The 5203-nt window shown below is 63.1% G+C and carries 7 protein-coding genes; 4 read left to right on the forward strand and 3 right to left on the reverse strand.

Annotated elements, in window-relative coordinates; genetic code table 11:
* Nucleotides 1-121: 121 nt before the first annotated feature.
* From LO50_RS19455 to LO50_RS19465, 3 genes are read left to right on the forward strand one after another with little or no spacing between them, the layout of a single operon-like run.
* Nucleotides 122-361 carry a ribbon-helix-helix domain-containing protein gene (locus LO50_RS19455; protein ID WP_003089107.1) on the forward strand — a complete coding sequence of 80 codons (240 nt, stop codon included), beginning with the start codon at nt 122-124 and terminating at the stop codon, nt 359-361.
* Nucleotides 361-771 (forward strand): putative toxin-antitoxin system toxin component, PIN family, encoded by a 411-nt coding sequence (locus LO50_RS19460; RefSeq protein WP_003150546.1) that lies wholly within the window; start codon nt 361-363, stop codon nt 769-771. The genes LO50_RS19455 and LO50_RS19460 overlap by 1 nt, the downstream gene beginning before the upstream one ends.
* A 3-nt stretch (nt 772-774) precedes the next feature.
* The gene (locus LO50_RS19465) at nt 775-3768 is read left to right on the forward strand and encodes a Tn3 family transposase (protein ID WP_003299771.1); all 2994 of its coding nucleotides are present in this window, start codon (nt 775-777) and stop codon (nt 3766-3768) included.
* A gap of 12 nt (nt 3769-3780) precedes the next feature.
* On the opposite strand, the gene LO50_RS19470 is transcribed toward LO50_RS19465, so the two are convergent.
* From LO50_RS19470 to LO50_RS19480, 3 genes are read right to left on the reverse strand one after another with little or no spacing between them, the layout of a single operon-like run.
* Nucleotides 3781-3993 (reverse strand): GDCCVxC domain-containing (seleno)protein, encoded by a 213-nt coding sequence (locus tag LO50_RS19470; protein ID WP_003089113.1) that lies wholly within the window; start codon nt 3991-3993, stop codon nt 3781-3783.
* 7 nt (nt 3994-4000) lie between these two features.
* Entirely contained in the window at nt 4001-4276 is a 276-nt protein-coding gene (gene merP, locus LO50_RS19475; RefSeq protein ID WP_003150552.1) for a mercury resistance system periplasmic binding protein MerP, read from the reverse strand.
* 12 nt (nt 4277-4288) lie between these two features.
* Nucleotides 4289-4639 carry a mercuric transporter MerT family protein gene (locus LO50_RS19480; RefSeq protein WP_003089115.1) on the reverse strand — a complete coding sequence of 117 codons (351 nt, stop codon included), beginning with the start codon at nt 4637-4639 and terminating at the stop codon, nt 4289-4291.
* A gap of 74 nt (nt 4640-4713) precedes the next feature.
* On the opposite strand from LO50_RS19480, the gene merR reads away from it, so the two are divergent.
* Nucleotides 4714-5112 carry a mercury resistance transcriptional regulator MerR gene (gene merR, locus LO50_RS19485; RefSeq protein ID WP_003089120.1) on the forward strand — a complete coding sequence of 133 codons (399 nt, stop codon included), beginning with the start codon at nt 4714-4716 and terminating at the stop codon, nt 5110-5112.
* Nucleotides 5113-5203 lie beyond the last annotated feature (91 nt).

A 5203-nucleotide genomic window follows, 5' to 3' on the forward strand; every position in this document is an offset into this window, starting at 1 on the left:
GCCTGCCCGCAAACCCTTGTGGCGTCTGGTTAGTTCGGGAAAACCATCGTTTTGTCGAACCATTGCATCGCCCTTTGTGATTGGCGTATAAACACACAAACACCTATTAGCGGAGAACGCTATGAATACCATTCGCTGGAATGTCGCCGTCTCGGCCGACACCGACCAGTCGCTTCGGATGTTTCTGGCCAGCCAGGGCGGCGGCCGTAAGGGCGACCTGTCGCGCTTCATCGAAGAAGCGGTACGGGCACACATCCTGGAGCTGAGCGCTGAGCAGGCCAAGGCCGCTAACGCCCATCTGAGTGAGGCAGAATTGACCAACGCGGTTGACGAAGCGCTCGACTGGGCACGTAAGCGCTGATGCGGGTCGTGTTGGATACCAACATCCTGTTCAGCGCCCTGATCTCGCCACATGGCGCGCCCGATGCGATCTACCGTGCCTGGCGGGCGGCGCGTTTCGAGGTGGTGACCTCGCGGATGCAACTCGATGAAATTCGTCGAGCCAGCCGCTATCCCAAGCTTCAGGCCATCCTACAGCCCGCCAAGGTGGGCGCCATGATCAATAACCTGCAACGGGCTGTGGTACTGGAGCGCCTGACCATCGAGGTCGAAGCCGATGATCCGGATGACTCGTTTTTGCTGGCCATGGCCTTGGCGGGCGATGCGGACTACCTGGTAACCGGTGATCGCCGCGCCGGCCTGCTGCAACGCGGGCACATCGAACGCACGCGGATCGTCACGCCCGCCGTGTTCTGCGTCGAGGTGCTGTGATCAATGCCGGTCGGTTTTCTGACTCAAGAGCAACGCGACGGTTTTGGCCGCTATGTTGATTCGCCCAGCCGTGAAGAGCTGGAACGTTACTTCCACCTGAGCGATGAAGACCGTGAAGCCATCCAGGTGCTGCGGGGTAACCATAACCGTCTGGGTTATGCCGTTCTGCTGACCACCGTCCGCTTCGTTGGCGTTCTGCCGGACAAGCCCGCCGCCGTGCCGGTGGAAGTCCTGCAGGTGCTTTGCCGACAACTGGCGATTCCAGACCCCGACTGCCTCCAGCGCTATAGCGATCATCGCCGCTGGATACATGCCACCGATATTCAGAACCGCTTTGGCTATCGTCATTTCACCGATCCGGGCATCGGCTTTCGCTTGAGCCGCTGGCTGTATGCCCTCTGCTGGACGGGCACCGACCGGCCGGGAGTGCTGTTTGAGCGAGCCACCTCGTGGCTGTTCACACAGAAAGTCCTCCTGCCTGGTGTGTCTCAACTAGAGCGCTTTATCGCCCAGTTGCGCAGTCGGGTCGAAGAACGCCTCTGGTTTACGCTGGGCCGCAGCGTGACTGAGGAACAGCGATTGCAACTGCAAGACTTGCTGACGGTGGCCGAAGGCAACCGCAGCTCCCGGCTGGATCAATTGCGCTCCGGCCCGGTCATGGTCAGTGGCCCCGCGTTGATTCGGGCACTGCGCCGGCTCGATGACGTGCGCGGCATCGGCATCACCTTGCCGGCGGCGGCGCACATCCCTCCCAGCCGTATCGCCGCCCTGGCCCGCTTCGCCAACACGGCCAAGGTCACCGCGATTAATCGGCTGCCGGCGTCGCGGCGGATGGCGACACTGGTGGCCTTCGCACTCTGCCTGGAGGCGACTGCGCACGACGACGCACTGGAAGTCCTGGAGGCCTTGCTGCGCGACCTGTTCAGCAACGCGGAGAAGGCCGACAAGAAAGCCCGCATGCGCAGCCTGAAAGACCTGGATCGGTCGGCCGCGACGCTCGCCGCCGCGTGCAAGGTCGTGCTGGACAGCTCGATCAGCGATGACAACGTGCGCGCCCGGCTGTTCAACGACCTGCCGAGGACCACCCTGGAAAAGGCCCTGGAAGAGGTCAACGCGCTGATCCGCCCGGTAGATGACGTCTATTTTCTTGCATTGGAAGCGCGCTACCGCAGCGTGCGCCGCTTCCTGCCCGACCTGCTCAAGCACATCCGCTTCGGCTTCAGCCCGGCCGGCAAGGGCGTGGCGGCTAGTCTGGAGTGGCTGCAACTGAACCTGCCGCGCCGGAAGCCAGAGGATGACGCGCCGCAGGAGATCGTGGCCAAGGCTTGGCAGAAGCACATCACCCGCGAAGATGGCTCCCTCGACATGGGTGCCTATGTGTTCTGCACGCTCGATGCGCTGCGCACGGCCCTGCGCCGCCGCGATGTCTTCGTCTCGCCCAGTTGGCGCTATGCCGACCCGCGCCTTGGCCTGCTCGACGGTGCCGAATGGCTGGCGGCGCGACCGATCATCTGCCGGTCACTGGGCCTGACCATCGACGCCAAAACCACCCTGGACGCCTTGTCCGTCGAGCTGGATGCAACCTGGCTGGCAGTAGCCGCGCGCCTGCCCGACAACCCGGCGATTCAACTGAGCGAGAACACCGAGGGCAAGACCGAACTGTCGCTCGGGGCGCTGGACAAGCTGGACGAGCCCTGCTCGTTGCTGCAACTGCGGGCGGCCGTGTCTGACCTGATGCCGCGTGTCGATCTGCCGGAAATCCTCTTGGAAATCGCCGCCCGCACTGGCTTTTCCGAGGCCTTCACCCATGTCTCCGAACGCAATGCACGCGCCGACAACCTGGTCACCAGCCTCTGCGCGGTGCTGTTGGGCGGGGCCTGCAACACCGGCCTGGAGCCCTTGATCCGCACCGACAACCCGGCGCTGCGCCGTGACCGGCTGTCCTGGGTCAGCCAGAATTATATCCGCGACGACACCCTGTCAGCGGCTAACGCCATCCTGGTCGGAGCGCAAAGCCAACTGGAACTGGCCCAAGTCTGGGGTGGCGGCGAGGTCGCCTCCGCCGATGGCATGCGCTTCGTCGTACCGGTGCGCACCGTGCATGCCGGCCCCAATCCGAAGTATTTCGGCACCGGCCGGGGTGTCACCTGGTACAACCTGATTTCCGACCAATTCTCCGGCCTCAACGCCATCACCGTGCCCGGCACGCTGCGCGACAGCCTGGTGTTGCTGGCGGTCGTGCTGGAACAGCAGACCGAGTTGCAGCCGACGCAAATCATGACCGACACCGGGGCCTACAGCGATGTGGTGTTCGGGCTCTTCCGCCTACTTGGCTACCACTTCAGTCCGCGGCTGGCCGATGTCGGCGGTACCCGCTTCTGGCGCACGCGCCCGGACGCGGACTACGGCAAGCTCAACGGGCTGGCCCGCCAGTCGGTCAAACTCGACCTGATCGCCGAGCACTGGGACGACCTGCTGCGCCTGGCCGGCTCGCTCAAACTCGGCCGGGTGCCGGCGACTGGCATCATGCGCACGCTGCAAACGGGAGATAGACCCACCCGGCTGGCCCAGGCGCTGGCCGAATTCGGGCGGATCGAAAAGACTCTGCACACGTTGACCTATATCGACGACGAGTCCAAGCGCCGCGCCACCCTGACCCAGTTGAACCGAGGCGAAGGCCGGCACAGCCTGGCCCGCGCCGTGTTCCACGGCAAACGCGGCGAGCTCCGCCAGCGCTACCGCGAAGGCCAGGAAGACCAGCTCGGTGCTCTGGGCCTGGTGGTGAACATCATCGTGCTGTGGAACACCCTCTACATGACGGCGGCCGTGGAACGGCTCAAGCAGCACGGCTATCCAGTGCTGGAAGAGGATTTGGCCCGGCTATCGCCGCTGATCTACGAGCACATCAACATGCTCGGGCGGTATTCCTTTGCGGTACCGGAAGAAGTTGCGCGCGGCGAGCTGCGGCCACTGCGTAATCCAGACGACGACCTGTGATCCCCCTAAACGCTATGAGCAACACCCAAGCTGCTGCTGGATCGGCGGGCACTTCACCGAGCCGAACGAACAGAAAACGCAGCAATCCCCTGGGTTGGGGCGCAGCAGCGCCTTGCAGTTGCTGCACTCGTAATAGAACTGGCAGGCGTCCGTGGGCATGGTTTCCGGCTTGGCGAAGCCGCAGCGCGGGCAAGTCAGCACGGACTCAAGGACAATGGCGCTCATCGTGACCTCACTTCTGCACTGTGGAGGGGTATCCCGCGTTCGCGGTCGCCTCAGTCAGTGCCTCGGGCTGGGCCTTATCGGGATCGTAGGTGACGGTCGCCGTCTTCTGGTCGAAATTGACCTGGACGTCACTCACGCCGGACACCTTCTCCAGCGACTTCTTGACCGTGATCGGACAGAGTCCGCACGTCATGTTCTGCACGTCGAGCGTGACGGTTTTCGGGGGAGCCGCCAGCGCCACGAAGGGCAAGGCGAAAAGCACGGCGATCAGCAGTTTGCGCATGGTTAATCTCCTTCAGTAGAACAGCGGGGCGAGCCACGGCACGGCCAATAGGCCGAGCAGCAGCACGCTGACGATCCAGAACACGAGTCGCTGTCGCACGAGCGTGCGCGGATCGGCGCAGGGTGTACCTGGCGTACAAACCTGTGGCACCAGGTAGAGCTTGCGGAATGCCAATCCCAGGAACAGTAGAGTCAACCCGATGAAGAGGGGGCGTAGTGGCTCCATCATGGTCAGAGCGCCCACCCACGTACCGCCGACACCGAGTGCCAACAGCACCAGTGGCCCGACACAGCACACCGACGCACCGATGGCGGTCAGCGAACTCGCGACCAGCGAGCCTTTCCCGGTGAGTTGCATCCCCATTCCCATCTCCTGAGCCTGATTGCCTAGGTGCTATTCTAAACTCCGTACCAAAGTACGGAATCAAGGAGAAAGTGATGGCCACAGAGCTGACCATTGGCAAGCTGGCAGACGCCGCCGGGGTGAACGTCGAGACGATCCGCTACTACCAGCGACGCGGGCTGCTGGATGAACCAGCCAAACCCTTGGGTGGCCATCGGCGCTATCCGGTGGACATGGTGAAGCGACTGCGTTTCATCAAGCGGGCTCAGGCGCTGGGTTTCACGCTCTCGGAAGTCGGTGGACTGCTGACGCTGGATGAGTCGTGCGCCTGTGCCGAAACGCGAGCACGGGCTGCACGCAAGCTCGCGTTGATCGAGCAGAAGATGGCCGACTTGGTCGTCATGCAGCAACTGTTAGGCGAACTGGTGCAGCAATGTGATGCGGGAGACGGCGGAACGATCTGCCCGATCATCGAGGCACTGATCAGAGAGTAATGCCTGGCGGGTGAGCTGGAGATCGGAAAGCCCCTTTACGGTGGGATTCAGAGCTTACGTTGGTTTTTGGTTCCATTGCTCCCCAAACCCC

It is taken from the genome of Stutzerimonas stutzeri (assembly GCF_000935215.1).
Taxonomy (GTDB): Bacteria; Pseudomonadota; Gammaproteobacteria; order Pseudomonadales; family Pseudomonadaceae; genus Stutzerimonas.

Excerpts from the sequence above, each read along its gene's own strand:
- LO50_RS19455 (WP_003089107.1), top strand. The coding sequence starts at position 122 with ATGAATACCATTCGCTGGAATGTCGCCGTCTCGGCCGACACCGACCAG.
- LO50_RS19460 (WP_003150546.1), top strand. The coding sequence starts at position 361 with ATGCGGGTCGTGTTGGATACCAACATCCTGTTCAGCGCCCTGATCTCG.
- LO50_RS19465 (WP_003299771.1), top strand. The coding sequence starts at position 775 with ATGCCGGTCGGTTTTCTGACTCAAGAGCAACGCGACGGTTTTGGCCGC.
- LO50_RS19470 (WP_003089113.1), bottom strand. The coding sequence starts at position 3,993 with ATGAGCGCCATTGTCCTTGAGTCCGTGCTGACTTGCCCGCGCTGCGGC.
- merP (WP_003150552.1), bottom strand. The coding sequence starts at position 4,276 with ATGCGCAAACTGCTGATCGCCGTGCTTTTCGCCTTGCCCTTCGTGGCG.
- LO50_RS19480 (WP_003089115.1), bottom strand. The coding sequence starts at position 4,639 with ATGGGGATGCAACTCACCGGGAAAGGCTCGCTGGTCGCGAGTTCGCTG.
- merR (WP_003089120.1), top strand. The coding sequence starts at position 4,714 with ATGGCCACAGAGCTGACCATTGGCAAGCTGGCAGACGCCGCCGGGGTG.